Source organism: Kribbella shirazensis (assembly GCF_011761605.1).
Lineage (GTDB): Bacteria > Actinomycetota > Actinomycetes > Propionibacteriales > Kribbellaceae > Kribbella > Kribbella shirazensis.
Genome location: NZ_JAASRO010000001.1, coordinates 7,095,843 through 7,117,638 on the forward strand (window position 1 = coordinate 7,095,843; position 21,796 = coordinate 7,117,638).

The following is a 21,796-nucleotide window of genomic DNA, read 5'->3' on the forward strand; positions in this document are numbered from 1 at the left end:
GGGCCCTCCCCGTTCGCCCGGCGCTCGCATCAAATCCCCAGCAGCCGTGTCACGCCGAGAGCAGATGTACCGAAGATGCTGCGAACACCCTCTCGCTGCCGGTACAGGAGGTTGCGTGCGCAGCTGATGGTGAAACATGACCACCGCCCAGCACGACCGTGTCGCCCAGTTCGGCGACCATCTGTCCGGAGGAGTCGATCAGTACGATCGACCCATCGCGCACGGCTACTGAGAATCCCGGTGGCCAGGCCACATCGATGTGACGTCCAGCTTTGCGGACGACCAGGCAATTGGCAGCCTCGTCCACCACAAGATCCCCCTCCAGGCGCGCAGCCAGACTCTTTGCCGGGCGCAGCTGGACAGTCAGCCCCGGCGTCTGACGTGCATCGCCCATCAGGCCTTCCGGATCCGGTCGGCGATCTCCGGCCTCGCGGCGAATCCTGCCGCCTTGTACGTCGCGACGCCGCCGACGTTGGAGCTCGGCGTGCACACGCGCACGCTGGACGAGCCCATCTCCCGCAGTGCGGCCGCACCGGCGACGGTGATCGCCCGGCCGTAGCCGCGGCCGCGGTGGTCCACGTGGACGCCCATCGGCTCGACCAGTCCCGGCTTCCCCGGTCCGGCCGACCAAACCGTCACCACCGCCGCGGGGTTCCCCTGCTCGTCGTAAGCACCCAGGCATCGGGCGTCGTCGTAGAACGGTGCCGCGGCCATCTCGTGCCGGTACTCGCGCGTGGGCCTCGTGGTGTTGAACGCGGACCGCAGTACGTCGGCGAAGTCCTGTGCCTGCTCCAGGCCGATCGCCTTGATCCGCACGCCGGGGTCCTCCACCGCTTCGGCGAGGTCGCGGAACAGCGGCGTCCACGGCTCGTCGAATCCCCAACCCTCCTTGGTCAACAGGTCGTGGAGCAGCAGACCTTGCGGTGCCTCGATGGACACCGTTCCTTCCGGCAGTACGCCGCGCTCAGGCAGCGAGAAGTCCTCGACGAGCCGCCGCGCCAAGTCCTCGTCCTGGAACGCGTCGGGGGCGACCGTCATCCGCACCAGCGTCGGCGAATCCAGCATCCCGACAGCGAGGATGCGTCCGTCCCGGCTCCAGGTCCGGACCACCGCGGCCGTCTCGGCGGTTCCGAACCGGTAGTTCCAGCCAATGTCCCCGGGATGCAACTGCATCGGCGCTTCGTCGTGCTGCCACTCCCGCAGCGCCGCAACAGCCTCGTGCACCCCGTCGACCGTCGGCGTCCTCAGCACAATCGTCACAGCCGGAATCTGGCACCCGCCTCGATCACGCGCAACCTATTAACGCAGCCTCCGGTTCTGCCTCCCGCCGCCGGCAATCGGATGGTTTCGCTAGGCATGGCCTACCTAGGCTGGCGGTATGAGCCTCGACATTCCTGACCAGGTCCGCAAGACGGTCATAGCCGACCGGAATGAATCCTGGCTGGACGAGCTGCCAGGCGTGGTCGACTCGCTGGCCCAGGAGTGGTCTCTGACGATCGGGCCCAGCCTGGCGGGTGGTCACGCCGCCCTCGCCCTCGAGGTAACGCTTGTTGACGGAACTCCGGCGGTCCTCAAGATCGGTGTGCCAGGTCGGGACATCGGGCCGGAGGCGATGGTGTTACGCCTGGCCGACGGAGAGGGCTGCGCCAAGCTGTTGGGCGAAGACGTGGGTCGGCAAGCTCTTCTGCTGGAGCGCCTTGGGGCTCCGATGCACGACATCGTGACGGACCCTGCAAGCCGCCACAGCTTGCTGTGCGAAGTGGCGGTCCGCCTGTGGCGTCCGATCAGTCCCGACATCGACCTGCCAACCGGCGCGCAGTTGGCTGAGCAGTACGCCGATCGGCTGCCAAGACTGTGGGAGCAGGCGGGTCGACCGTGTACGCCGGCCACTGTGGCGGACGCGCTGGATTGCATGAACCGTCGTCGCCTTGCTCACGACGATCGGTCCGCAGTTCTCGTCCACGGTGATATCCACGAGATGAACGCCCTGCAGGCGAGCGACGGCAGCTACAAGCTCATCGATCCAGCCGGGCTGCGCGCCGAACCGGCGTGCGATCTCGGCACCATCGTGCGTTGCAACCCGGACCTCGGCGACGACCTCTGGGCACGGACCGAGCAGCTGGCTTCTCGCACGGGCGTGGATGCCACCGCTATCTGGGAATGGGGAACGATCCACCGAGTCGTCAGCGGTGTCTACGCCTGCAGCATCGGCTTCCAGCCCTTCGGCGATCTCCTCCTGACCGCAGCCGACCGCCTCACGGCGTAGCCACCGAATCGCGCACCACCCCGAGCCTTCGCATCGTCGGATCAGCCACCCCCAAAGGGGCCGCCCATGACCCCATCATCCAAGATCCCAGCGCTCGCAGGTCACTCTTCCATGCCATGGGCGGAGCGACGCCTTCTCGCTTATCTACAAGGAGTTCTCGCCCATGCTCGTTGTAGCTCGGGCCATGGTCTGGACGGCGTTTAGTCTGGGGCCTGTGCGAATTCCCGACATCGTGTCGACCTTCTGCGGCCTGAGGTCGACGAGTTACGGCTCGCGGCATGGAGCGACGTGATGCGCACGGTGGGTGCGATCGAGCGCGGCGAGTACGCGCCCGCACCTGCTCAATCCTCAGAGCGTCTCCGCGAGCAACTCTCCGACCCGAGGACGACTCGGTGGGCCGGCCATCTCGACGGGACGGTGATCGGTGCCGCGGAGGTCCGTCCCGCCGGCGAGCCGAAGACGGCCTTCACGCGGATCTACGTCCTGCCTGACATGCGTGGCCACGGCGTCGGTCGGTCGCTTCTCGCTGAAGTGGTCCGTGACCAGCGGGCTGCCGGTATGGAGATTCTCGCCACCACGGTCCTCGCGGATACCCCCGGCGCGAGATATGCCCTGCGTCTCGGCGCCACGGTCGGTGACGAACTCGTCATCAACGTGCTGGACTTCCCAACCCTCGACCGCGCCGCCCTCGAGCGCCGCGTCACCACTGACCACCACGGTTACTATTTGGTGCACTGGTCTGGCCGCGCGCCGGACCTCCTGATCGACTCTTACGCCTTGGCAAAGCGCGCGATCGTCGATGCGCCGAACAACCATCTGCCGCCGGGTGCGGTCGTGGCGTGGGACCGCGACCTCGTACGCCAGAGTGAGCGCGAACGCGCCGACCGCGGTGCCGAACTGTGGGTCACCGCCGCCGTCGTCGCCGGCACGTCCACGGTGGCGGCCTTCACGGCAGTGGAGGTTGGCCGCTCGAGCGTCGACGCGGGCCAGGAGGACACGGTCGTTGTCGGCGAGCACCGGCGACGCGGACTGGCCACCTGGGTAAAGGCCGCTATGGCCCTCCGGCTCGCAGACGAGTTACCGAACCTCCGTCGCCTCTCCAGCACCACCGCCGTCGCCAACACCGGAATGCGAGCCGTCAACGCACGCACAGGCTTCCACGAGCTAACCCGCCGACTCCTCATCACAACCAACATCGCCTCCCTGGCGGACCGCCTACACCTCTGACTCACCAGCCATCGGGATCCTGAGGGCCCATCGCGAACACATAGAGAAACTTGTCAGCAGGTGGATATGTCCTCCGTCGGCTGATGCGCGACACTTGTCCACCAACTGATCTGCGACAGCCGAAGCACGGATCGCGGCATGACAACAGTGCGTTTCGGTCGTGGGGTTGCCCGGGCTGTGGGAACATGGCTCGCAGTGAATGTTTGGGAGCACGAAGGCCGTAGCCTCGAGGTAGTGATGGCTTCAGATGTCATCCGCGACGGGATGGGGCTCGAACTAACGGACCTCGGCTCATCCGAGACTGGCCCCACCCCTTGAGGCGTTCTGGCACGACGACGGCACCGGTTTCGACTTCATCGTCCATCATGCGGGCACACTCCCGTTTGCCGTCGTCGAGCGCTTCGTGGCCGCCGCGAAGAGGAGTCTTCCGCTCACCGAGGAGTCCTGAGAGCGGTCCAGCGGACCATCGCTCATCGGCAGATCCGTGCGTTCGCCGGGTCCTTCAGGTGGTCGCCAGGCTTCTAGGCCGGATCAGTTGGCGGACATTTGCCTCGGATCAGTTGGCGGATCCGCCAGGTGATCTGCGAGAGCCAAAGCACGGATCGAGGTATGTCCGGTAGAGCCACTGGCGCTTCCACCGGCAGACTGGCGTCGTGGATTGGTTGCGTTTCCTTCGTCGGCGTCCGGATCCTGAGGGCGGTCGCGTCTTGCGGGGTCCACACGATGACCCGCACCTGAGCGACGACGAGCTGGTGGCCAAGCGAGTGAGGTGGTTCGCGTCCTATACATCGCAGCGGAATGTGGTCGCGCCGGAGGCTGGGGGCCCGTACTCGTGTCCTTGCTGCGGTCACCTCACGCTCTCCGAGCGCGGCGGGTATGAGATCTGTCCCGAGTGCGGCTGGGAAGACGACGGACAGGACAGCCACGACAGCGACATGATACGCGGCGGGCCTAACGGGAGGTTGAGCCTCGATGCCGCGCGAGCCGCCTACATTGACGAAGGGGGCGCTCCGCTGCCACACCGTCCCCCGAGCGATCCAACGTAAGCCCTGCAACGTCCTCAACTCGGCAGATCCGCGCGTTGGCCGCCTGTCAGGTGGGTCGGCAGACTTCTCGGCTGTCGCGCATCAGTTGGCAGAGATCTGTCGCGGATCTGTTGGCGGATCACGTGTCCTCCGTCGATACATGCGCGACACTCGTCCGCCAGGTGACCTGCGGCAGTCGAAGGCACGGCTCGCGGCAGTCCGGACGTAGTCTCGGGAGCTCTGCGTGGGACTGCGCTTTAGGATCGGTCGGTGATCACAGGCCACAACATTGGCGCCCGGATCGTGTCCGAGTTTCCCGATGCGCGGAACTCCGTCGCGGAGGTCATCGAGATGTACGGGCAGGACGTCGTCGGCCCCGCGATGTTTTCCTACGTATCGGTGGGCTTCTTTCACCCTGTGTTTAGTCCGGCCATCCAGTCCAACGACGTAGCCCGCATCGAGCAGTGCTATCGCTTCCTCGAAGGACTCTTGGACAGTCCTGATCCCGATATCGTCGATGCCGCCGTCATCCGGGTAGTGCCATGGACCCTCGGGCCGGACTGGATCGACGCGACGCGTAGATTCGGTGGCCCGTTGCTCCAGGCCGAGGTCGACCTCGGGTAGGAAGGACGGCGAGCTCGATAGAGTCAGCAACGTCGGCGCCCCAGGTGGTCGCCAGGCTTCCAGCCTGTCGCGGATCAACTGGCGGATCACACGGATCGAGGCTGAGTGTCCTCCGTTGACTGATGTGCGACCACTGTCCCGCCAGGTAACCGCCAGGTGATCTGCGACAGTCGCTGGCTCGGCTGGGTTCGATCCGTCGGGCGCTCCGGACTTGGGGAGGTCGGGTTGGCCTGGTTGTCTTGTCGACGGTGGAGCAGCGCCCAGACATGAGGTGGGATTCGCTGCCGGCCAGACTCAGGCCGTTGTCGGTCGGTGGATCCGCTGGTAGGCCTTGCAGCCCAGGCACAGCCCGGTGGATGCGTTGAGGGTTGCCACGCCGAAGGCGAGGGCGGTGAGGCCGTAGCCGGCGACATCGACGCCGAGTACAAAGGTGGTCAGCGCCAGAGCGGTGACCACGAAGCCGACGAATTGAGCGAACCTGTGCGGCCGAGCATCCTCCAACCCGGCTGGCGCTCCGAGCCGCGGCCAGATGACACGGGCGAAGATCTGCGCCCACACCGACCACTGAAAACTCACGAACGCGGTGAACGCAAACACGGCGACCTGGGAAGCGAGCAAGCCGAGACCCAATGGTCGAGCTACGTCAACGATGAGCAGCACGACGGCGAGCACGGTCGCTGTGGCTCCAGCACTGAATCGCAAGAGCCGCGGATCGACATGGGCGCGGAGCGGGCACGCGCCAATACTGCTGCCGCGCATTGGTTCTCCAGAGAGTCAGATGCGACCTAGTCCGATCCAGGTCACTCTACTCCGGCCCACACCTGCAGCTGTTCCGATCATTGTTCGAGCCACGGCCGCCGCCGGATGCGAGCCGCAGGGGCAAGACCTACGCCTGGTTCGCCGACCCCGACGGCAACATCTGGGGTGCAGGTGCCGTACGACGATCCGCCCGGCCGCCGTCGATCGAGATGTGGCAATCGGTGCGCGAACGCGACGAGTACGCGAGTCTCCTCGGACCCTCCGCATGCCGGAAGGCTGCGTTGATGCACTGGCCGATCACCCGGCACAGCAGGAGATCAAGGACAGCCGCTGGGGATCGGTAGAGGCATCACAACCTGGTGTTCTGCACATCGGTCGAACTCGACGCCGCCAATGCCCGGCGTGCCCTCCGCCGCGTGGTCCACCTGACACCCGGGCTCAGTGCTTCGGACAGAACGCTTCGGGGAGCTGCAATACAGCTTGGTGTCGTTGCTCAGCGCCAACGGTTGGAGCATCGAACAGATCTCGCAGCTGGTCGGCACAACAGCACCCAGGTGACCGAGACGGTGTACCGCCATGACCTTCGCCCAGTTCTGACCGAGGGCCGAAGCGATGGACGAGATACTGCCGAGGAACCGATAGTCACGCATTTAGTCACCTACGTTATGAAAGAGCCGGTCTCCCGAAGGGGAAACCGGCCTCTGACCCACAGTGGATCTTAAGGGATTCGAACCTCTGACCTCTTCCATGCGATGGGCGGGGGTCGCATTGGAGCTCTGCGCGGAATGGCACTCATCCCCATATATACAAGGCGTTCTCGCGTTCCTAGTTGTTGCGAGTTGGATCCGCTTTGAGACCGTTGTTACGTGGTCGGCGCCCAAATCCTCCCATGGCGGCGGACGGTCCAGTGGCCTTCCGACACCTCCCCCTCCCGCGCGGTGCGGCTCCGGCCAGGGTCTGGCCAGAGATTCGAGGGGATGTGAGACCCTAGGATGGGGGTTGCGATTCAACGAGCAGGGGGGACCTGTGGCTATTAGCTCAACAACCGAGTCAACCGGTCACGACGATCATCATCACCACGCACCGAATGATCAATGTATGCACTGCCGCCTCGACTATGATTTCGAGCTACCGCAGGAGCTGATCAATGCCGCACGGGAGCGAGAACTCGTGCTTTTCACGGGGGCGGGCATAAGCACCGAAGTATCATCGGTGTTCCCGGAGACCGTCTATCAGATCATTCGATCCAAGGTTGATGCTCCCGAAGAAGAGACGCTTGATTTTCCGCAGGTAATGCAGCGCTACCAGGAGAAGTTCAGTCGTCAGGAGCTTGTTCGGTTAATCAAAAGAAAGTTTGACTACATCGACTCCTTCCCGCAACCACGTCACGAGGCTCGGAAATTTCATCGCGAGTTGGCGACAATGCCATACCTTCGTGACATTATCACCACGAACTGGGATACCTATTTCGAGGAAGAGGCGATGGCGACGCCATTCGTCAGCGGCGAAGATACAGCCTTGTATAACATGCCTGGCCGCCGCCTCTTCAAGATCCATGGTTCTATGACAAACCTAGCTTCATTGGTGATCACCCACGATGACTATGATCGCAAGCTAGAAGAGCTAAAGTCTAATGTTATGGGCGCATTTCTGAGACAGCTTCTTGCGACCAAAACGGTGGTCTTTGTCGGATATTCTCTCACCGATTGGAACTTTCAACGCCTGTACGAAGCGTTGCGTGAAGACATGAAGGCGTACGCGCCGAAAGCGTACATGATCTCCCCTTTTCCCAACCCAGAGGCAGAGAAGTTCAATCTAACCCTGCTTCAAACTAGTGCCTCTCCAAGAAACGTTGGGGTTGTAACCGTGTCGGGTTGACCGGTCCGCTGGTTGGTCTGAAGGCTGGCTGCCGGAGGTGGTCATGGCTCGACAGCCTGAGGTGTTCGTGCGCCAGCTCGAACCGGAGGAAGCGCAGCGTCTGGTGAAGATCACGCGAACCACGAAGGATCGGGTCCGGTTGCGTCGGGCCGGGGTCGTTCTGGCGTCGGCGCAGGGCAGGAGTGCGGCAGATGCGGCGGAGATGTTCGCGATGAAGCCGCAGTATGCGCGGGAGGTGATCCACGCGTTCAACGAGCAGGGGTTCGCGGCGCTGGACCCAAAATGGAGCGGGGGCCGGCCGGCGAGGTTCGGTCCCCCGGTTCGTGAAACGGTCTGCCGGATCGCCAAGACCCCACCGCAGCAACTGGCGCGCCCGTTCACCACGTGGAGCCTGTCGAAGCTGGTCGAGTACCTGGCTGAGCACAAGAGCATCCGGATCAGCACCGAGTCGGTTCGCCAGATCCTTCGCGCGGCAGGCGTCAGGTGGCAGGCGACCAAGACCTGGAAGGCCAGCAAGGACCCGGACTTCACCCAAAAGATGGCCCGCGTCCTGGACCTGTACGACCATCCGCCAGCCGACGGCCGGGTGATCTGTGTTGACGAGTTCGGTCCGCTGAACCTGCAGCCGCGCCCGGGCAGGGGCTGGTTTCCCATCGGACGCCCGGCTCGATTGCGGGCCACCTTCAACCGCACCGGCGGAATCCGGCACATGTTCGCCGCGCTGGATCTGGCCACCGGGCAGATGTTCTACCGGTTCCGCGACCGCAAACGCTTCACCGAGTTCCTCGGCTTCCTCAAGCAACTCCGCGCCCGGTTCCCGGCCGGCAGGCTGTACGTCGTGTGCGACAACTTCTCACCGCACAAGAAGACCGAGGTCGCCACCTGGTGCGCAGACAACCAGATCGAGTTGGTGTTCACGCCGAGCAACGCGTCCTGGCTGAACTGGATCGAGTGCGAGTTCACCGCCCTGCGGTACTTCACCCTCGACGGCAGCGACTACCCCAGCCACACCGCACAGGAGAACGCGATCGCCGGCTACATCCGCTGGAAGAACAAGCGAGCGCAAGCCAAGACACGCTTCGCCATCGACTCCAAGATCCGCCGACCGGATTACCTACCCAACGTTGCTTGATGAGGCACTAGCGGTGTCCACTTTCTACGGAAACTAAAGTCGAGCCTGCTCGGTCATTGCTTCCTTGCTGATGATGTCTATGACGTCGTCGATGACGTGGAAGAACAGTTGTGGGAAGCCAGAGAGGTTGTAGCTGGCGCGAACTTCAAAGAATACCCGGCTCTTCTGTATTGCTGGTCATATCAAGACGGGCTGCAAGATGCGCTGTACCGGATTGGTTTGCGACGAGCGAGCGGAGAGTACTCCGACAGCCATCATGTCCAAGCTTTAATCAGGCAGTACGAAGACTTGGAGAACAAGGCTTATGATGACGAGCGATATGAAGATGTCGCTTATATTCAAGGCTATGGAAACGGTTTGATGCTCTTGCTTGATGACGATGAATTTGGCTTGTCGGACCATATCCCGATGTACTTCTTCTACGGCAGCCAGGGAGATTCTGCACTTCGTACGGCTGACGAGTTCTGGCAGGCGCTGAAGAGGAGTCGGAGATGTGCGCCGAAGCAACGAGCTAAGGCGCGAGAGATCGCAGCTCTGACCCCGGATGGGATGGTGATGAGACATCTACCATTCCTGCCTGACCTGCCCGATTCGAATTGGTAACCGAGCACATCGCAACGCCGGCGACTGTTGGCTGTTACGTGTCAGGCGCGCAGGCAGACCTCCCGCATCGCCCCGATAGCTGCCGACCTTAGGTTCGGTGCGGTGCGGGTCAAGGGTCTTGATCCCGGAGGGACGCCGGAGGCGCCCTTGACGCGTGCCGCGCCGGACCGTCCTTTTCATGATTGCTAGCGGGGCGATGCGGGAGCCAACAGACAGACGGCTGGTACGGCCAACCCGTGGGAGGCGGTAGCCGGCCTTTCCGGCGCTGGCGCACCGACAGGGTGTCAAGCGTTGATGGCGAAGTCTGCTGTCTTCGACCTGGCACCATGTTGGCACGTGCGTGCCAAGCCAAGGGACGCGCCCAGAGCGCAGCGAGGCGGAGCGGCGGGCAGGCGTCCCGCCCTGCGGTGGCGGCGCGCTTTCGGGCCCTGGAGGGGGCCGTCTTGAAGACGTAGAGAAACTTGTCAGGCGCTACTTATTCCGCGACAGCCTGGCACACGACGGCTGCGCCTACGGGTTGAGAACCTCGGTCTCGTCTGTCCAGCGGGCTACGGTCGACAGGACGGCTAGATACTCCAAGGCCTGCTGCTCGGACCAGCCCGGCTGGGGCGAGTGAGCGACCACATTGCGAATGCCCGCGTAGGCTCCCATCGAGAGCTGGTGGAGACCATCTTGTCTCGACTTCCACGTAGCGGTCTCGGGATTGCCGGGGAACCAGAGCCGCGTCCTGCCATTGCTCGGCTTTGGCGAGAACACATCGCTGACAAGCTCGCGATCAACCAACGTCAATTGAGCCTTCTGCTGAATCTCAGCCGTCAACCACTTTGTCGCAGACTCGACCGCAGTTGCAGGCTGACCAGCGTGCCACAATGATGCGGCAGCTTCCCAGATCAACGGATGGAAGCGATCGGCGGCAAGTATTGGAGCCTGTGGCGCCAGCCTGGTAGCCCATTCGTCGTGGTCACGAAGTATCCCAAGTCCTTCTCTGACCCAGCGAGGAGTCTCGTTGGATCCGCGGTACGAAGGAGGGCGGAGGTCGGCCTTAGGCATGGCGTCCAGAGCCGTCAATATCCGCTTGACTGTCGGCAATAGCGTCGTCGCCTCGTCGTTGAGCCGCTGGGCTTCGCTCGACACCGATTCGTACGCCGCGTTACTCAGCTCGACGTCGTACATCTCCGCCAATTGCAAGTACTCCGTCAGCTTTTCTCGCATCCACGCGCTATCCACAGTGCGAACGGTACACAGCACAGCACATTGGGGCTTGGGGATCGACGACGTGACTACGAATGGCCGGCTACAGCCGCGGCTAGGACGTTCATGTCCTCGATCACAGCGTCCGCACCGGCTGCCTCTAGATCGTCGGCCTTACCGGGCTTGTTGGCGTAGCCGATACTGCCAGCGCCTGCCGCGATCGCGGCCTTGACATCGCTGACCTGGTCCCCGATCAGGAGAGTGTTTCTCGGATCGACTCGAAGGACCGCCGCTGCCTGCTCGAGTAGGTAGGGGCTCGGCTTCATCCGATCGACGTGCGCCGGGTCCCGCGCCTCGATGTGCTGGATCTGCGATGAGAGTCCAGTGTGGTCGAGGTAGGCGCGGACGCACGCCTCACAGTTGTTGCTAACGATTGCTACAGGAGACGATCTGCAGCGTCGCAGGCATCGAGGAAGGCCCTGACTTTGGGAGTGGCGGTAGCGCTCTGTACGGCCTTGATCTCGGCCTCTTGGAGGGCTCCTTCGACTCGCCCCCAGAGACGCTGGCCGAATCGAGCTGAGGCCGCTAGAACTTCATGCGGCCCGTTCGCGTCCCTAATCGCTTGTGGGAGATGCCCCAGCAGGTCACGGATGAGTGCCCGGAGCTCTTCTGCAAGCTGAGTCGCTGGGTATCCCGCGAACACCGAGCACACCGGACCATCGAAGTCCAGCAACACGGCTTGGGTACGGCGAAAGACAGATGCACGGCCCATCGATACGGACATCCCGTTCAACTACGGGATAGAAGCCGAAGAAGACCTGCGATCCTTTCTGGCTTCCGGTTCCATGAGGGACCACACAAGCACGCCACCTGGCTGACAGAGCCAGGCATCGAGGAGGTCGCTCGCCGAGCTCGGCTTGGTCACAAGATGAAGGGCATGGGCCGGGTGTACGACCACGTGACGCCCGAGATGGAGCGCCAGATCTCGGAAGCTCTAGAGGACCGATGGGGCACGTCCGTACTCGCGCTGGACGAGGAGGAGCGGCAGAGGCTACTCACATGGGTACCCGTGATCAAGGACACCATCGCGAAGGCCCAGCAGGAGGCTGAGACGTCGGCGGCCAAGTTGGTGGGAGGCGAGCGATTCTCCCAATCTCTCCCACTGGGGCCTCTAACAAAAACAGGTCAGGGGGCGAAAGTGCCTCCTGACCTGCTGGTTCTTGCGGTGGAGCTTAGGGGATTCGAACCCCTGACCTCTTCCATGCCATGGAAGCGCGCTACCAACTGCGCCAAAGCCCCGCGGTGTCTTGCGACTCCGGAAGTTTAGCGGATGAGTGGCTCCAAAGAAAAATCGGTTCGCTGGTGTGGCTGGTGTGGCACGCACCACCCTCGAGGGCCGCTGTCTGAGCGTGCTTTCGGCGCTGTGGAGGACGCTCCGGGCACACTCCCGTCCCCCCACATCAGGGCGGGCCACCTGCCAACCACAGAGCACGAGATACCAGTCTGCGGCGTCGCGGCACACGCTGGACAGTGGCGCAGTCGGCAGCGGCCGTTTCGCCCGCTTCCGGCGCGGCAGTGTGCTTGTCGGCACGCGGATCAGTACATCCCCGACGGAACAGTCGCGGCAGGACAGTCGCGGCTGCCGGCAGAGCCGGCCAACGAGGCAGCCGCCGCGAAGCGGTGTCCTTTGTGGGCCGTCTCCCACAGTTCTCGGGAGTCAGCGCTGGGGGTCGTCGCTCATTACTGGTTCGGGGAGGGAGCCGGCGTTCCATTCTTCGATGCGCCAGCCGGCGCGGCCGGGCAGCAGCGAGACCCAGTTGCAGTTGGCGAGGCCGCCGAACGCGGGCCAGTTGGCCTGGGGGATGCCGAGGAACAGGCAGATGCCGACGCGGGCGGCGAGGCCGTGGGTGGCGATGACGATGGTGTCCTCGGAGGTTCCCTCGGTGGAGATCCGGGCGATGGCGTCGGCGAAGCGGGCGGCGACCTCTTCGACGGTTTCGCCGTTGGTGCCGCGGCGTTGTGGTTCGCCGCTGCGGATGCGGGCGGCGGCCTCGGGGTTGACGGCGGCGAGTTCGGCCATGGTGAGGCCGGCCCAGTCGTCGACGTCGATCTCGCGGAGCGCCTCGTCGTACTCGATTTTCAGGCCGGTGAGTACGGCGAGCTCACCCGCCGTGGACGCGGCGCGCTGCAGGTCGCTGGCGAACAGCCGGGTCGGGGCGAGCGATGCCAGCCGGGCCGCGGCGGCGCGGGCCTGGGAGACGCCGACCTCGTCGAGTGGGATGTCGGCCTGGCCCTGGATCTTGTCCTGCAGGTTCCACTCCGTCCGGCCGTGCCGCCAGACGATCAGCCGCCCCGCCGTCATTCGGCGACAGAACCGGCAGAACCGGCGGGACCGGCGGCCGGACCGGGCACGGGCGAGGGCAGCGGGATGACGGGGCAGTCCCGCCAGAGCCGCTCGAGCGAGTAGAACGCGCGCTCCTCGTCGTGCTGGACGTGGACGACGATCTCCAGGTAGTCGAGCAGCACCCAGCGGCCTTCGCGGGCGCCTTCGCGGCGGACCGGCTTGGCGTCGAAGTCTACGCGGAGCTTCTCCTCGATCGCGTCCACGATCGCGCGGACCTGGCGGTCGTTGGAGGCGGACGCGACCAGGAACGCGTCGGTGATGGCGAGCTGCTCGGACACGTCGAAGGCGAGGACGTTCTCGGCCTTCTTGTCGTGGGCCGCTTCCGCAGCCGCGGTCAGCAGCTCGATGGCGCGTTCACTGGCAGGCATAAAACGTCCTAACGGTTGGTGTAGAGCTCACGCTTGGCGATGTACTGGACGATGCCGTCCGGCACGAGGTACCAGGTCGGGTTGCCCTTGGCGACCCGGGCGCGGCACTCGGTCGACGAGATCGCCAGCGCCGGCACCTCGAGCAGCGTGATCCGGTCCATCGGCAGCTTGTCCAGCGGCAGCTCGAGCCCTTCGGTCCCCGGCCGGGTACAGCCGACGAACTGGGCGAGCTTGAACATCTCGTCCACGTCTCGCCAGGTCAGGATCTGGGCGAGGGCGTCGGCACCGGTGATGAAGAACAGCTCGGCGTCCGGGTACAGCCTGGACAGGTCGCGCAGGGTGTCGATCGTGTACGTCGGCCCGGGCCGGTCGATGTCGACGCGGCTGACCGAGAACCGCGGGTTCGACGCCGTCGCGATGACGGTCATCAGGTACCGGTCCTCGGGCGGGGAGACCTTCCGGTCCGACTTCTGCCACGGCTGGCCGGTCGGGACGAAGATCACCTCGTCGAGGTCGAAGTACGACTGCACCTCGCTGGCCGCGACCAGGTGGCCGTGATGGATCGGATCGAACGTGCCACCCATCACGCCGATACGTCGTACCCGCTCCACGGTAGCCACGTCAGCCTTTCGGAAGCCGCTCAGCTGTGCGGCCGGCCCTTGCCCATGACGACGGTCACGACCAGCAGCAGGATGAGCACGACGAGCGCGAACCCGCCGTACCACCACTTCGAGATGTGGGAGGCCTCGGTCGCGGCCGATTCGACAGCCGCGATCAGCGGCACCAAGTGCGTCTGCATGAGGCAGAGCCTATCTGGTGGCCGGCGGGACGACGGCGACCGGTCAGCCGCGGCGGGAGCTGCGGGTCAGCAGCCGGCGCCAGGCGGACGGTACGGCGTGCGCGCGGCGCGCCTGCGCAGCGAGCCGATGCCGCTCGTCGATACGGGCACGGGCAACGTCAGGGGTGATCATGGTTCCTTCACTCGGGTTGTACGACGGAGCCGGGGCGGACATCCCCGATACCTCAAATTGTACGGTAAGCAGTACGCTCTCACAAACGAATAAAAGGCACAGAGCACTCAGTGCCTTGGAATCTGTGGTGAACAGGAGACGTCATGGACGCGATCGACCGGCAGCTGATCGAAGCGCTCCGGCAGAACGGCCGCTCCAGCTGGGCCGAGCTCGGCCGGGTGGTCGGACTGTCCGGCCCGAGCGTCCAGGACCGGGTACGGCGGCTCGAGGAGCGCGGCGTCCTGCTCGGGTACCGCGCGGTCGTCGCCCCGGACCAGGTCGGCCTCGGCACGAGCGCGCTGATCGGCCTGTTCCAGCGCGACGACGTCGAGACCGACGACATCGTCGAACAGGTCCGCGAGATCCCCGCTGTCGAGGACTGCTGGTTCGTGGCCGGCGACCAGGAGCTCGTGGTGAAGGTCCGCGTCGCCGACGTGACCCAGCTCGAGGCGGTCGTCGGCTCCCTGCGCCGCGTGAACGGCGTGGTCAGGACGCGGACGACCGTTGTGCTGTCGACCCGCTGGGAAGGACGTCCCGCGCCGCTGCCCGAGTGAACAGCACGGCGCCCGCCGCTAGCGCGAGCGCCGCGGCGACGGGGTAGAGCAGTCGCGGCGCGTGCTGGTACGTCGTACCGCCGATCGCCGGCGCGAGGAACATGCCGCTGATCGACGCCGCGGCGTACAGGCTGGAGTACCGCCCGACCATCCCCTCCGGCGCCGCGTCGGCGACGTGCGCGGTCGCGGTCGGCTTGTAGAGCATCTCCCCCGCCGTCATCACCGTGATCGCCACCGCGGCTCCGGCGAGCACCGGCCACACACCGACGACCGCGAGTCCCAGTCCGATGCACGCGAAACCGGCCGCCATCACCCGGGTCGCGCGATGACCGCGGAGCCGTACGGCGAGCGGCGCCTCGAAGAGCACGATCACGATCGAGCTGCCGCCGAGCAGGACGCCGTACCAGACCGCCGACGTGCCCGCGTCGCGCAGTACCAGCGGCAAGGTGGCGAAGATCTGCCGGTAGACCGTGTCGACGACCACGATCGTCGCCAGCACCACCAGGACGGCCCGATCACTCAGGACGGCCTTCCACAATCCGGTTGTCGACAATCTTGTTGTACGCCGCGCAGCCGGGACCCAGCGCCACACGATCGCGGCCATCACCAGACTGGTGACGGCATCGACGACGAAGACCAGCGAGAAGTCGTACGTCGCGAGCAGACCGCCGAGCGGCGGGCCGATGGTGAAACCCGCATTCGTCGCGGTCCGGGACAGCGCGATGCCCTCGCGGCGCCGTTCGGGCGGCAGCGACGTGGCGACGAGCGCACTGAGATTCGGGCGGCCAGCGCCACCAAACAGACCTGCTAGCGCCGCTAGAACAACTAGCGCCGCTCCCGGCGTGAAGGGCATTGCCACGCACGCGATCGCCCACAGCAGTTGGCTCCCGAGCGCCGCCGTACGCAATCCGAAGCGGTCGCCGAACCACCCGCCGCCGAGGTTGCCGCCGATCAGGCCGGCGCCGTACGCCGCCGCGGCGAAGCCGGCCTGTTGCGCCGACATCCCGCGATCCTCGACGAGGTACAGCGTGAGATAGACCCACGCCAGCGCGCCGGCGCCGTTGACCAACTGACCGACCATGACCGCTTTGAGCCAGGCGGGCAGCTCCGCGATCCGACGCCAGTACATCCGCGACCCCCAGCAGGTAGAGTGAGTTCCCGACAGGAACTTACAGGACCCTACGCTGCCGGTTAGCGTGGTAACAACCGGAATCCAAGGAGTGCGGACGTGCGGCGCAGCAGCTTCTCCCCCGAGCCGGACTGTGCGATCGCGCAGTCGCTCGGCGTCATCGGCGACGGCTGGGAGTTGCTGATCGTCCGCGACCTCGCGCGCAGCCTGTCCCGGTTCGACGAGCTGGCGGGCTCCCTGCACATCTCGCGGAAGGTGCTGACCGAGCGCCTGAACGGCCTGCTGGAGAGCGGGATCGTCGAGCGATCGGCGTACCAGGACCGCCCGACCCGGTACGCATACCAGCTCACGCCCCGCGGCCGCGCCCTGCTCCCGGTCCTCGTCGCCCTGCAGGACTGGGGCGATCGGTGGCTGCTCGGCGACGGCACGCTGACCGGAACCAACAAACCGGACGAGCCGCCGGCGCAACGCCTGCAGGAGCTCGTCGGCCGGCGAGTGCCGTACGTCGGCCTGCCGTCGACTGCCGGTACGACGGTCGACGTCGTGGACGAGGACGCGGCGGCGACCGTGCTGTTCGGGTATCCGGCGACCGGGCGACCCACTCCCCTGCCGGACGGCTGGGACGAAATCGCCGGCGCGACCGGATGCACGCTGGAGAACCGGCTCTTCGCCGGCCGGTACGACGAGTTCGCGGCGAAGCGGATCGCGGTGCGCGGGGTCAGTACGCAGCGGACCGACGAACAGCAGGCGTTCGCCCGCGCGGAGGACATCCCCCACCTGCTGCTGTCCGATCTCGATCTGGAACTGGCAGCGGCCCTGCGGCTGCCGACGTTCCGGGCCGGCGGCTACGAGCGGCTGAAGCGCGTCGTCCTGCTGATCGACGCGGATCGCACGGTGAAGGCGGTGCGTTACCCGGTGACGGATATCGCCGACGCGGTCGACTGGGCGCTCGATGGTTGAGGTCTGGTGGGCCGGGGTCGGTGAGGCTCGGCCCGAGTTCGAGCGCGACCTGGACCGGGTGGAGCGGGAGCGGTTGGCGGCGTATGTGCGGGAGGTCGACCAGGCGCGGTTCCTGCTGGGGGTGACGATCGTGCGCCAGGTGCTGGCGGCACGATTTTCCTTGCCTGCGGCAAAGATCATGCTGGACAGGACGTGCTCGGAGTGCGGGAAGCCGCACGGGAAGGTTCGGGCCGTGGGGCTTCCGGTTGAGTTGTCCGTGACTCACTCCGGCCAGTTGGTCGGGGTCGCGGTCGCGGATCGGCCGGTAGGGCTCGACGTCGAGAGGGTCGATCCGGAGCTCGACGTCGACGGGGTGGCGCGGGTCGCTCTGTCCGCGGACGAGGTGCGGGCGCTGCACGGTCACTCCGGGATCGAGAAGGCGCGCGCGTTCACGACGTACTGGACGCGGAGAGAAGCTGTCGTGAAGGCGACCGGGGTGGGGTTGCGCGGTAAGCTGCGGGCCGACGTTCCCGCCGGGATCCAGGTGCGGGAGCTCGACGTGGGCGACGACCACCGGGCGGCTCTGGCGGTCGTGACTGCCGAGCCGCCCGCGGTCCGTACGCTCAGGTTCGGATCTGACCTTCGCCGGTGACGACGTACTTCGTCGACGTCATCTCCGGCAGGCCCATCGGGCCGCGTGCGTGCAGTTTCTGCGTGGAGATCCCGATCTCGGCGCCGAAGCCGAACTCGCCGCCGTCTGTGAAGCGGGTGCTGGCGTTCACCACCACCGCGGCCGAGTCGACCGCCGTCGTGAACCGCCGCGCGGCGGCCTGCGAACGGGTGATGATCGCGTCGGTGTGACCCGAACCGTACCGGCGGATGTGCTGTACGGCGGCCTCCAGCGACTCGACCACCGCGGCCGACAGGTCGAGCGAGTTGTACTCCGTCCCGAAGTCCTCCTCGGTCGCCGCCACAACATCCTTGCCCGCCGCCACGACATCCTTGCCCGCGGCAACAACCGCCGGATCGCCGTGCACCGTCACGCCCGCCTCGGCGAGCGCCGGCAGCGCGGCAGCCAGGAACTCGTCGGCCACCGACGCGTGCACCAGCAGGGATTCGGTCGCGTTGCAGACGCTCGGCCGCTGGGTCTTCGCGTTCAGCAGGATCTTCAGCGCGAGCTCGAGATCCGCGTCCGCGTCGACGTACACATGGCAGTTCCCGACCCCGGTCTCGATCACCGGCACGGTCGACTCGCTCACCACGGTCTGGATCAGCCCGGCACCGCCGCGCGGGATCAGTACGTCGACCAGGCCGCGCGCCTGCATCAGTTCCTTCACCGCGGCCCGATCCGTCGGCACGCCCTGGACGACGTCCGCGGGCAATCCGGTCGCCTCGGCGGCGCCCCGCAGTACGGCGACGATCGCCTCGTTGGACGCTGCGGCCGAGGACGAACCGCGCAGCAGTACTGCATTGCCGGACTTCAGGCAGATGCCCGCGGCGTCGGCGGTCACGTTCGGGCGGGCCTCGTAGATGATCCCGACCACGCCGAACGGCACGCGGACCTGGCGGAGCTCGAGCCCGTTCGGCAGGGTGTACCCGCGGACGACCTCCCCCACCGGGTCGGTCAGGCCGGCCAGCTGCTCCAGCCCGGCAGCCATCGCGTCGACCCGCGCCGGGTTCAGCGCCAGCCGGTCGACCGTCGACTCCGGCGTACCGGCGTCGCGAGCCGCGGCCACGTCCTTCGCGTTCGCCGCGACGATCGTGTCGGTGTTCTCGCGCAGCGCCGCCGCCATCGCGTGCAGCGCCGCGTCCTTGGTCGCCCGGGACGCCTCGGCCAAGGCGTACGACGCGACCCGCGCCCGCCGTGCCAGCTCGATGATCTCGCTCACGTCGCCATCCTAGATCCGTTGTCCCGCAGAATGGATTTCCGTCTCAGCCTTACAGCAGGACCAGGTCGTCGCGGTGGACTACTTCGCGTTCGTAGGCTGCGCCGAGCTCGCGGGCGAGGTCGCGGGTCGAGCGGCCCAGCAGGTCGGGGAGCTCGGACGCGTCGTAGTTGACCAGGCCGCGGGCGACGACGACGCCGGTCGGTGAGACCAGGTCGACGGGGTCTCCGGCGGAGAACGTGCCTTCTACCGCGGTGATCCCGGCCGGCAGCAGTGACGCGCGGCGTTGGGTCAGGGCGCGGACCGCACCGTCGTCCAAGCGCAGGATGCCCTGACCGGACGTCGCGTGGGCCAGCCACAGGAGGCGGGTCTTGCGGCGGCGGCCGGTCGGGTGGAAGAGCGTCCCTACCGGCTCGCCGCGGAGCGCCTCACCGACGTGGCCGGCCGAGGTGAGGACGACCGGAATCCCTGCCTCGGTAGCGATCGCGGCGGCCTCGACCTTCGTCTGCATACCACCCGTGCCGACCCCGGACGTGCCGGTCTTCCCGATCGCGAGTGGCTCGAGATCGGCAGCGCCGCGGATCTCGGTGACCATCGACGTACCGGGTTTGCGCGGATCCCCGTCGTACAGGCCGTCGACGTCGGACAGCAGCAACAGCAGGTCGGCGTGCACGAGATGACTGGTCAGCGCCGCCAGGCGGTCGTTGTCGCCGAAGCGGATCTCGGTGGTCGCGACCGTGTCGTTCTCGTTCACGATCGGTACGACGCCGAGCTCGAGCAACCGTGCGAACGTCCGGTACGCATTGCGGTAGTGGGACCGTCGCGTCACGTCGTCGACCGTCAGCAGCACCTGCCCGACCCGCAGACCGTGCGCGGCGAACGCGTCGCTGTACCGGGCCATCAACAGCCCCTGCCCGACGGACGCCGCCGCCTGCTGCGTCGCCAGGTCACGCGGTCGCGACCGCAAACCCATCGGCGCCAGGCCGGCCGCGATCGCGCCCGAGGAGACGAGCACGACCTCGGTGCCGTCCACCCGCCGGGCCGCAATGGCGTCGACGAGCAGCCGCAGCCGTTCCAGGTCGATCCTGCCGCGCTGGGTCAGCGACGACGAGCCGACCTTCACGACGATCCGCGTGGCGTTCAACGCCTCCGCGCGCCCTGCCCTGGATTGCACCGTCATGAAATCAACCGTTCTGGTCGAGTTCCTCCTGCAACGCCCGCTCGCGCGCTTCCTTGCGCGCCAGCTTCGCCGCAGCCTCCGCCGCTCGCTTCGCCTCGGCCGGGGACAGGTCGACCTCGTCGGTGTCCCAGTTCTCGCCGTACTGCGACCAGTCCTCGGCACGCTCTCCCTCGCGGAAAGCGTGATACTCCGTGTCCTTCTCCCGCCGCCGCTGCGCCGCGGGCCGGGCCTCCTCGAGCCGGTGGTCCTCGCCCCGCCGGGCCAGGATCTCCGCACCGGCCTGGACATCGGGGGCGAAGTCGAACACGATCGCGTTCGGCCCGTCGCCGATCACCACGGCGTCGCCCGGGTTCGCGCCCAGCTTGAGCAGTTCCTCCTCGACGCCGAGCCGGTTGAGCCGGTCCGCCAGGTAGCCGGTCGCCTCCGCGTTCGCGAAGTCGGTCTGCCGTACCCAGCGCTCGGGCTTCGCGCCCTGCACCAGCCAGCCGCCGTCCTCGGGCAGCTTCTTCACCTTGAACTCGGGCCCGCCCTGCGCCTGCGGCCGGATCACGATCCGCGTGGTGTCGGGCTTCTCCTGCTCCGCGCGCCGCCGTACGACGATGTCGGCCATCGCGAACTTCAGCGCCTCGAGCCCCTCGTGCGACGCGGTCGAGATCGGGAACACCCGCAGCCCGCGCTGCGCCAGCTCGGCCTGCACCATGTCGGCGATCTCGCGCGCGTCCGGTACGTCGATCTTGTTCAGCGCCACGAGCCGCGGCCGGTCCTCCAGCCCGCCGTGCGCCGACAGCTCCGCCTCGATCGTGTCGAGGTCGCTGAGCGGATCCCGGTTGGGCTCGTACGTCGCGCAGTCGATGACGTGGACGAGCGCCGCGCAGCGCTCCACGTGCCGCAGGAAGTCGTGCCCGAGCCCACGGCCCTCACTCGCGCCTTCGATCAGACCGGGTACGTCGGCGACGGTGAACGTGGTGTCACCCGCGACGACGACCCCGAGGTTCGGGATCAGGGTGGTGAACGGGTAGTCGGCGATCTTCGGGCGGGCCCGGCTGATCGAGGCCACCAGCGACGACTTGCCCGCGCTCGGGAACCCGACCAGGCCGATGTCCGCGACGACCTTCAGCTCGAGGACGAGGATGCGCTCCTCGCCGTCCTCGCCGAGCAGTGCGAACCCGGGGGCCTTGCGCGAGCTGCTCGCCAGCGCCGCGTTGCCCAGTCCGCCCTTGCCGCCCTGCGCCGCGACGAACTCCGCACCCGGCCCGACCAGGTCCACGAGGACCTCGCCGTCCGGCGTGCTGACGACCGTGCCGTCGGGAACGCCGAGGACCACGTCCGCGCCGTTGCTGCCGGCCTGGTGGTCCCCCTTGCCCTGGGCACCGTTCGTCGCGGAGCGGTGGCTGGAGCGGTGGTAGTCGACGAGGGTGGTGACGTCCGGGTCGACGCGCAGGATCACGCTGCCGCCGTCGCCGCCGTTACCGCCGTCGGGGCCGCCGAGCGGCTTGAACTTCTCCCGGTGCACCGAGGCGCAGCCGTTCCCGCCGCTGCCCGCGGTGACATGCACCGTGACACGGTCGACGAAGCTGGGGATGGCCATCGGTGTTCTCTACTTCCTCTGGTGGACCGCCAC

The 21,796-nt window shown here is 66.5% G+C and carries 24 protein-coding genes and 1 tRNA gene; 10 read left to right on the top strand and 15 right to left on the bottom strand.

All coding sequences use genetic code 11. The features are described 5' to 3' along the window. Window positions 1–49: 49 nt before the first annotated feature. Window positions 50–394 (bottom strand): hypothetical protein, encoded by a 345-nt coding sequence (locus BJY22_RS33920; RefSeq protein ID WP_167215229.1) that lies wholly within the window; start codon window positions 392–394, stop codon window positions 50–52. Then, the gene (locus BJY22_RS33925) at window positions 394–1,260 is read right to left on the bottom strand and encodes a GNAT family N-acetyltransferase (protein WP_167215232.1); all 867 of its coding nucleotides are present in this window, start codon (window positions 1,258–1,260) and stop codon (window positions 394–396) included. The genes BJY22_RS33920 and BJY22_RS33925 overlap by 1 nt, the downstream gene beginning before the upstream one ends. A 118-nt stretch (window positions 1,261–1,378) precedes the next feature. Here BJY22_RS33925 and BJY22_RS33930 point away from each other — a divergent pair, with 118 nt between their 5' ends. The 4 genes from BJY22_RS33930 to BJY22_RS33945 all read left to right on the top strand — a co-directional run bounded on the left by BJY22_RS33930 (window position 1,379) and on the right by BJY22_RS33945 (window position 5,142). Next, window positions 1,379–2,266: an aminoglycoside phosphotransferase family protein gene (locus BJY22_RS33930; RefSeq protein ID WP_167215235.1), complete on the top strand. Its 888-nt coding sequence runs from the start codon at window positions 1,379–1,381 to the stop codon at window positions 2,264–2,266. Window positions 2,267–2,566: 300 nt separating this feature from the next. Continuing rightward, complete coding sequence (locus tag BJY22_RS33935; protein ID WP_167215238.1) at window positions 2,567–3,493, top strand: GNAT family N-acetyltransferase; 927 nt, start codon at window positions 2,567–2,569, stop codon at window positions 3,491–3,493. 800 nt (window positions 3,494–4,293) lie between these two features. Then, window positions 4,294–4,539: a CPCC family cysteine-rich protein gene (locus BJY22_RS43350; protein ID WP_420371439.1), complete on the top strand. Its 246-nt coding sequence runs from the start codon at window positions 4,294–4,296 to the stop codon at window positions 4,537–4,539. A 249-nt stretch (window positions 4,540–4,788) separates the two neighbouring features. Next, complete coding sequence (locus tag BJY22_RS33945; protein WP_167215241.1) at window positions 4,789–5,142, top strand: hypothetical protein; 354 nt, start codon at window positions 4,789–4,791, stop codon at window positions 5,140–5,142. A 294-nt stretch (window positions 5,143–5,436) separates the two neighbouring features. Here the strand turns inward: BJY22_RS33945 and BJY22_RS33950 are convergent, their stop codons facing one another. Continuing rightward, a complete protein-coding gene (locus BJY22_RS33950) occupies window positions 5,437–5,901 on the bottom strand; it encodes a DUF4395 domain-containing protein (protein WP_167215244.1) in 465 nt (154 codons plus the stop codon). A 999-nt stretch (window positions 5,902–6,900) separates the two neighbouring features. Between BJY22_RS33950 and BJY22_RS33955 the strand changes: the two genes are divergently transcribed. From BJY22_RS33955 to BJY22_RS33965, 3 genes are all read left to right on the top strand, one after another. Then, window positions 6,901–7,779 carry an SIR2 family protein gene (locus BJY22_RS33955; RefSeq protein ID WP_167215246.1) on the top strand — a complete coding sequence of 293 codons (879 nt, stop codon included), beginning with the start codon at window positions 6,901–6,903 and terminating at the stop codon, window positions 7,777–7,779. A 43-nt stretch (window positions 7,780–7,822) separates the two neighbouring features. Continuing rightward, window positions 7,823–8,911 carry an IS630 family transposase gene (locus tag BJY22_RS33960; protein WP_167204589.1) on the top strand — a complete coding sequence of 363 codons (1,089 nt, stop codon included), beginning with the start codon at window positions 7,823–7,825 and terminating at the stop codon, window positions 8,909–8,911. 96 nt (window positions 8,912–9,007) lie between these two features. Then, complete coding sequence (locus BJY22_RS33965; RefSeq protein ID WP_167215249.1) at window positions 9,008–9,514, top strand: hypothetical protein; 507 nt, start codon at window positions 9,008–9,010, stop codon at window positions 9,512–9,514. A 510-nt stretch (window positions 9,515–10,024) separates the two neighbouring features. Here BJY22_RS33965 and BJY22_RS33970 read toward each other — a convergent pair. The 8 genes from BJY22_RS33970 to BJY22_RS34005 form a co-directional block, all read right to left on the bottom strand. Then, window positions 10,025–10,726 carry a TIGR02391 family protein gene (locus tag BJY22_RS33970; protein WP_238350540.1) on the bottom strand — a complete coding sequence of 234 codons (702 nt, stop codon included), beginning with the start codon at window positions 10,724–10,726 and terminating at the stop codon, window positions 10,025–10,027. Window positions 10,727–10,794: 68 nt separating this feature from the next. Continuing rightward, window positions 10,795–11,277 (bottom strand): HAD hydrolase-like protein, encoded by a 483-nt coding sequence (locus BJY22_RS33975; RefSeq protein WP_167219015.1) that lies wholly within the window; start codon window positions 11,275–11,277, stop codon window positions 10,795–10,797. 654 nt (window positions 11,278–11,931) lie between these two features. Beyond that, window positions 11,932–12,004, bottom strand: a tRNA-Ala gene (locus BJY22_RS33980). A 418-nt stretch (window positions 12,005–12,422) separates the two neighbouring features. Further along, window positions 12,423–13,067: a histidine phosphatase family protein gene (locus BJY22_RS33985; RefSeq protein ID WP_167215255.1), complete on the bottom strand. Its 645-nt coding sequence runs from the start codon at window positions 13,065–13,067 to the stop codon at window positions 12,423–12,425. After that, entirely contained in the window at window positions 13,064–13,477 is a 414-nt protein-coding gene (rsfS, locus tag BJY22_RS33990) for a ribosome silencing factor (protein ID WP_167215258.1), read from the bottom strand. Before rsfS ends, BJY22_RS33985 begins: the two co-directional genes overlap by 4 nt. Before the next feature lie 8 nt (window positions 13,478–13,485). Further along, complete coding sequence (gene nadD / locus BJY22_RS33995; RefSeq protein WP_167215261.1) at window positions 13,486–14,097, bottom strand: nicotinate-nucleotide adenylyltransferase; 612 nt, start codon at window positions 14,095–14,097, stop codon at window positions 13,486–13,488. Window positions 14,098–14,117: 20 nt separating this feature from the next. Continuing rightward, the gene (locus tag BJY22_RS34000) at window positions 14,118–14,276 is read right to left on the bottom strand and encodes a hypothetical protein (RefSeq protein ID WP_167215264.1); all 159 of its coding nucleotides are present in this window, start codon (window positions 14,274–14,276) and stop codon (window positions 14,118–14,120) included. 43 nt (window positions 14,277–14,319) lie between these two features. Then, window positions 14,320–14,490: a hypothetical protein gene (locus tag BJY22_RS34005; protein WP_167203118.1), complete on the bottom strand. Its 171-nt coding sequence runs from the start codon at window positions 14,488–14,490 to the stop codon at window positions 14,320–14,322. Between the two features lie 101 nt (window positions 14,491–14,591). On the opposite strand from BJY22_RS34005, the gene BJY22_RS34010 reads away from it, so the two are divergent. Then, complete coding sequence (locus BJY22_RS34010) at window positions 14,592–15,041, top strand: Lrp/AsnC family transcriptional regulator (RefSeq protein ID WP_167215267.1); 450 nt, start codon at window positions 14,592–14,594, stop codon at window positions 15,039–15,041. Here BJY22_RS34010 and BJY22_RS34015 read toward each other — a convergent pair. Then, window positions 14,974–16,170, bottom strand: coding sequence for an MFS transporter (locus tag BJY22_RS34015; RefSeq protein ID WP_167215270.1), 1,197 nt, complete (start codon window positions 16,168–16,170; stop codon window positions 14,974–14,976). The two genes, BJY22_RS34010 and BJY22_RS34015, sit on opposite strands and share 68 nt — an antisense overlap. Before the next feature lie 99 nt (window positions 16,171–16,269). On the opposite strand from BJY22_RS34015, the gene BJY22_RS43160 reads away from it, so the two are divergent. Both BJY22_RS43160 and BJY22_RS34025 read left to right on the top strand, forming a co-directional pair. Then, window positions 16,270–17,130: a winged helix-turn-helix transcriptional regulator gene (locus BJY22_RS43160; RefSeq protein ID WP_167215273.1), complete on the top strand. Its 861-nt coding sequence runs from the start codon at window positions 16,270–16,272 to the stop codon at window positions 17,128–17,130. Next, a complete protein-coding gene (locus BJY22_RS34025; protein ID WP_167215276.1) occupies window positions 17,123–17,761 on the top strand; it encodes a 4'-phosphopantetheinyl transferase family protein in 639 nt (212 codons plus the stop codon). Before BJY22_RS43160 ends, BJY22_RS34025 begins: the two co-directional genes overlap by 8 nt. On the opposite strand, the gene BJY22_RS34030 is transcribed toward BJY22_RS34025, so the two are convergent. From BJY22_RS34030 to obgE, 3 genes are read right to left on the bottom strand one after another with little or no spacing between them, the layout of a single operon-like run. After that, on the bottom strand, window positions 17,733–18,998 hold the full coding sequence (locus BJY22_RS34030; protein ID WP_167215279.1) for a glutamate-5-semialdehyde dehydrogenase: 1,266 nt from the start codon (window positions 18,996–18,998) through the stop codon (window positions 17,733–17,735). The genes BJY22_RS34025 and BJY22_RS34030 overlap by 29 nt on opposite strands. A 49-nt stretch (window positions 18,999–19,047) precedes the next feature. Further along, complete coding sequence (gene proB, locus BJY22_RS34035; RefSeq protein ID WP_167215282.1) at window positions 19,048–20,175, bottom strand: glutamate 5-kinase; 1,128 nt, start codon at window positions 20,173–20,175, stop codon at window positions 19,048–19,050. Between the two features lie 4 nt (window positions 20,176–20,179). Then, window positions 20,180–21,763, bottom strand: coding sequence for a GTPase ObgE (gene obgE / locus BJY22_RS34040; RefSeq protein WP_167215285.1), 1,584 nt, complete (start codon window positions 21,761–21,763; stop codon window positions 20,180–20,182). Window positions 21,764–21,796: the final 33 nt, after the last annotated feature.

Coding starts and splice junctions, on each gene's coding strand:
- BJY22_RS33930 (WP_167215235.1), top strand. CDS start 1,379: ATGAGCCTCGACATTCCTGACCAGGTCCGCAAGACGGTCATAGCCGAC.
- rsfS (WP_167215258.1), bottom strand. CDS start 13,477: ATGCCTGCCAGTGAACGCGCCATCGAGCTGCTGACCGCGGCTGCGGAA.
- BJY22_RS34025 (WP_167215276.1), top strand. CDS start 17,123: ATGGTTGAGGTCTGGTGGGCCGGGGTCGGTGAGGCTCGGCCCGAGTTC.
- obgE (WP_167215285.1), bottom strand. CDS start 21,763: ATGGCCATCCCCAGCTTCGTCGACCGTGTCACGGTGCATGTCACCGCG.
- BJY22_RS33950 (WP_167215244.1), bottom strand. CDS start 5,901: ATGCGCGGCAGCAGTATTGGCGCGTGCCCGCTCCGCGCCCATGTCGAT.
- BJY22_RS33970 (WP_238350540.1), bottom strand. CDS start 10,726: ATGCGAGAAAAGCTGACGGAGTACTTGCAATTGGCGGAGATGTACGAC.
- BJY22_RS34000 (WP_167215264.1), bottom strand. CDS start 14,276: ATGCAGACGCACTTGGTGCCGCTGATCGCGGCTGTCGAATCGGCCGCG.
- BJY22_RS34005 (WP_167203118.1), bottom strand. CDS start 14,490: ATGTCCGCCCCGGCTCCGTCGTACAACCCGAGTGAAGGAACCATGATC.
- proB (WP_167215282.1), bottom strand. CDS start 20,175: ATGACGGTGCAATCCAGGGCAGGGCGCGCGGAGGCGTTGAACGCCACG.
- BJY22_RS33985 (WP_167215255.1), bottom strand. CDS start 13,067: ATGACGGCGGGGCGGCTGATCGTCTGGCGGCACGGCCGGACGGAGTGG.
- BJY22_RS33960 (WP_167204589.1), top strand. CDS start 7,823: ATGGCTCGACAGCCTGAGGTGTTCGTGCGCCAGCTCGAACCGGAGGAA.
- BJY22_RS34010 (WP_167215267.1), top strand. CDS start 14,592: ATGGACGCGATCGACCGGCAGCTGATCGAAGCGCTCCGGCAGAACGGC.
- BJY22_RS33920 (WP_167215229.1), bottom strand. CDS start 394: ATGGGCGATGCACGTCAGACGCCGGGGCTGACTGTCCAGCTGCGCCCG.
- BJY22_RS34015 (WP_167215270.1), bottom strand. CDS start 16,170: ATGTACTGGCGTCGGATCGCGGAGCTGCCCGCCTGGCTCAAAGCGGTC.